This is a genomic window from Shigella sp. SIG3 (genome assembly GCF_053555855.1).
Map to the genome: position 1 here is coordinate 1 of NZ_JBQZXE010000197.1, position 3,678 is coordinate 3,678.

A 3,678-nucleotide genomic window follows, 5' to 3' on the forward strand; every position below is an offset into this window, starting at 1 on the left:
GCATAAAAAAATCGGAAACAAGTGAGCGTTTCCGGATTCTTACACAGCCACTGGATCGGTCAACTGATCCTTAACTGATCGGCATTACATCTATAGGGTGATTTTATTTTTGCCAGGCGATTTTGAGTGATCGTACTCACGAATTCTCATTTTTCTGCAAGAGTTCAAAGAAAGTTAAACGCAGGCAATGTATGTTACGCGTTTTAAAGGGAAGTGTGGTTTGCGGGTATGTACGATTTTAATCTGGTGTTGCTGCTGCTTCAGCAGATGTGCGTTTTTTTAGTCATTGCGTGGTTAATGAGTAAAACGCCATTATTCATACCGTTAATGCAGGTCACGGTTCGTCTGCCGCATAAATTTCTCTGCTACATCGTCTTTTCCATCTTCTGCATCATGGGCACCTGGTTTGGGTTGCACATTGACGATTCTATTGCCAATACCCGTGCGATAGGCGCGGTAATGGGCGGCTTACTCGGCGGTCCGGTCGTCGGTGGGCTGGTTGGTCTGACCGGCGGCTTACATCGATATTCGATGGGGGGCATGACCGCGCTAAGTTGCATGATCTCAACCATCGTTGAAGGATTGCTCGGCGGCCTGGTACACAGCATCCTGATCCGTCGCGGGCGCACTGATAAAGTCTTTAACCCCATTACCGCCGGTGCCGTCACGTTCGTCGCTGAAATGGTGCAAATGCTGATCATCCTTGCGATCGCCCGACCTTATGAAGATGCGGTGCGTCTGGTGAGTAATATTGCTGCGCCAATGATGGTCACCAATACCGTCGGCGCGGCGCTGTTTATGCGTATATTGCTCGATAAACGCGCGATGTTTGAAAAATACACTTCGGCTTTTTCTGCCACTGCGCTGAAAGTGGCAGCCTCGACGGAAGGCATTTTGCGACAGGGGTTTAACGAAGTGAACAGCATGAAAGTGGCTCAGGTGCTGTATCAGGAGCTGGATATTGGTGCAGTCGCGATTACCGATCGAGAGAAATTGCTGGCCTTTACCGGAATTGGTGACGACCACCATTTACCCGGCAAACCGATTTCTTCGACTTACACCTTAAAAGCGATTGAAACCGGTGAAGTGGTCTACGCTGATGGCAACGAAGTACCTTATCGTTGCTCTTTGCATCCGCAATGCAAACTGGGGTCGACTCTGGTAATTCCGTTGCGTGGCGAAAATCAGCGCGTGATGGGCACCATCAAATTGTATGAAGCCAAAAACCGTTTATTCAGTTCAATAAACCGCACGCTGGGCGAGGGGATTGCGCAACTGCTTTCGGCGCAGATTCTTGCCGGGCAATATGAGCGGCAAAAAGCGATGCTCACCCAGTCAGAAATCAAACTGCTTCACGCCCAGGTGAATCCTCATTTTTTGTTTAATGCGCTTAACACCATTAAAGCGGTGATCCGCCGCGACAGCGAACAGGCCAGCCAGCTGGTGCAGTATCTTTCCACTTTTTTCCGCAAAAACTTAAAGCGGCCTTCGGAGTTTGTTACTCTCGCCGACGAAATTGAACATGTGAACGCTTATCTGCAAATTGAAAAGGCGCGCTTCCAGTCGCGGTTGCAGGTCAACATTGCTATTCCGCAAGAATTATCCCAGCAGCAATTGCCCGCGTTTACCCTGCAACCGATAGTGGAAAACGCCATTAAACATGGGACATCACAACTGCTGGATACAGGGCGAGTGGCAATCAGCGCCCGACGTGAGGGGCAACATTTGATGCTGGAGATCGAAGACAATGCCGGTTTGTATCAACCGGTAACCAATGCCAGTGGGCTGGGGATGAATCTGGTGGATAAGCGTTTACGTGAACGGTTTGGCGATGACTATGGAATAAGCGTCGCCTGTGAGCCTGATAGTTACACCCGAATAACGTTACGACTACCATGGAGGGACGAGGCATGATTAAAGTCTTAATTGTCGATGATGAACCGTTAGCACGGGAGAACCTGCGTATATTTTTGCAGGAGCAGAGCGATATTGAAATCGTTGGAGAGTGTTCAAACGCCGTGGAAGGGATCGGCGCGGTGCATAAACTGCGCCCGGATGTGCTGTTTCTCGATATCCAGATGCCGCGCATCAGTGGTCTGGAAATGGTGGGGATGCTTGACCCGGAACATCGCCCGTATATTGTTTTTCTCACTGCGTTTGACGAATACGCTATTAAAGCCTTTGAAGAACATGCCTTTGATTATCTGCTGAAGCCAATTGATGAAGCGCGACTGGAGAAAACGCTGGCGCGATTGCGTCAGGAGCGCAGCAAGCAGGATGTTTCGCTGTTACCGGAAAATCAACAGGCGCTGAAATTTATCCCTTGTACGGGGCATAGTCGGATTTATTTGCTGCAAATGAAAGATGTGGCATTTGTCAGCAGTCGGATGAGCGGTGTCTACGTTACCAGCCACGAAGGGAAAGAGGGCTTTACCGAATTGACATTACGTACCCTGGAAAGTCGTACACCACTACTGCGCTGCCATCGTCAGTATCTGGTTAACCTCGCGCATTTACAGGAGATTCGTCTGGAAGATAACGGCCAGGCCGAGTTGATTTTGCGTAATGGCTTAACCGTGCCGGTCAGCCGCCGTTATCTGAAAAGCTTAAAAGAGGCGATTGGCCTGTAAAAGACTGCTAAAATGGCTTTTTGCCTCATCAACACCTGAAGGCCTCATGATAAGTAACGATATTCTGCGCAGCGTGCGCTACATTTTGAAAGCCAATAATAATGACCTGGTGCGTATTCTGGCGCTGGATAATGTCGAAGCCACCGCGGAACAGATCGCCGTCTGGCTACGTAAAGAAGACGAAGAGGGTTTTCAGCGTTGTCCGGACATTGTTTTGTCGTCATTCCTCAATGGCCTGATTTATGAAAAACGCGGCAAGGATGAGTCTGCTCCGGCACTGGAGCCGGAACGTCGCATTAATAACAACATCGTGCTGAAAAAATTACGCATCGCGTTTTCGCTGAAAACCGATGACATTCTGGCTATCCTCACCGAACAGCAGTTCCGCGTTTCGATGCCGGAAATTACAGCGATGATGCGCGCACCGGATCATAAAAACTTCCGCGAATGCGGCGATCAATTTTTACGTTATTTTCTGCGTGGACTGGCAGCGCGCCAGCATGTGAAGAAAAGCTAAGACGGGTATGGCGGCCATGCGAAACATGGCCGCCGACAGATTATTTCACTTCTTTAAAACCAGCGGCTTTCATCACCAGTTCCATTTGCGCCATAGTGATACCTTTTTTGGCATCTTCAGCAGAAACGTTGATTCCTGAAATACCCTGCAGGGCTTTAAAATCCACTTTTTCCATATCGATAGTCACGTTTTCCTGCGCGTAGGTATCGGTATAGGTTGATTTTTCTTCAACACCCGCGATGTTTTTGTATTTGGCGCTTAACGGCTCAAGTGTCTTGGCAGCATCTTCTTTGGTGGTTGCACCAATGGAGGCAAATTGAATTTTGGTTTCAGAAGATTGCTTAAGCACCTTGTCACCTTTGTAGACATAGGTAATGGCAATTTCAGTGCCGTTCAGATTGGCGCTGAATTTCTTCGATTCTTCTTTGTCACCGCAGCCAGCAAGAGAGAAAACCAGAACAGATGCAACAACGAGGGAAAACAGCTTATTGAAAGCCTTCATGTAAAACTCCATTTTATTTAATCAAGAAA

General features: G+C 48.5%; 4 protein-coding genes. 3 read left to right on the forward strand and 1 reads right to left on the reverse strand.

Annotated features, from left to right (window positions below; genetic code table 11):
* Nucleotides 1–228 precede the first annotated feature (228 nt).
* Genes btsS through ACUU1I_RS19980 form a run of 3 tightly spaced genes read left to right on the forward strand, consistent with a single transcriptional unit; the run spans nt 229 to nt 3,147 of the window.
* Entirely contained in the window at nt 229–1,914 is a 1,686-nt protein-coding gene (gene btsS / locus ACUU1I_RS19970) for a two-component regulatory system sensor histidine kinase BtsS (protein ID WP_001295431.1), read from the forward strand.
* On the forward strand, nt 1,911–2,630 hold the full coding sequence (gene btsR, locus ACUU1I_RS19975) for a two-component system response regulator BtsR (RefSeq protein ID WP_005048999.1): 720 nt from the start codon (nt 1,911–1,913) through the stop codon (nt 2,628–2,630). Before btsS ends, btsR begins: the two co-directional genes overlap by 4 nt.
* Before the next feature lie 46 nt (nt 2,631–2,676).
* Nucleotides 2,677–3,147, forward strand: coding sequence for a YehS family protein (locus ACUU1I_RS19980; protein WP_005063442.1), 471 nt, complete (start codon nt 2,677–2,679; stop codon nt 3,145–3,147).
* Nucleotides 3,148–3,187: 40 nt separating this feature from the next.
* Here ACUU1I_RS19980 and ACUU1I_RS19985 read toward each other — a convergent pair whose 3' ends face one another.
* Entirely contained in the window at nt 3,188–3,649 is a 462-nt protein-coding gene (locus tag ACUU1I_RS19985; protein WP_005049020.1) for a YehR family lipoprotein, read from the reverse strand.
* Nucleotides 3,650–3,678 lie beyond the last annotated feature (29 nt).

Excerpts from the sequence above, each read along its gene's own strand:
- btsS (WP_001295431.1), top strand. The coding sequence starts at position 229 with ATGTACGATTTTAATCTGGTGTTGCTGCTGCTTCAGCAGATGTGCGTT.
- btsR (WP_005048999.1), top strand. The coding sequence starts at position 1,911 with ATGATTAAAGTCTTAATTGTCGATGATGAACCGTTAGCACGGGAGAAC.
- ACUU1I_RS19980 (WP_005063442.1), top strand. The coding sequence starts at position 2,677 with ATGATAAGTAACGATATTCTGCGCAGCGTGCGCTACATTTTGAAAGCC.
- ACUU1I_RS19985 (WP_005049020.1), bottom strand. The coding sequence starts at position 3,649 with ATGAAGGCTTTCAATAAGCTGTTTTCCCTCGTTGTTGCATCTGTTCTG.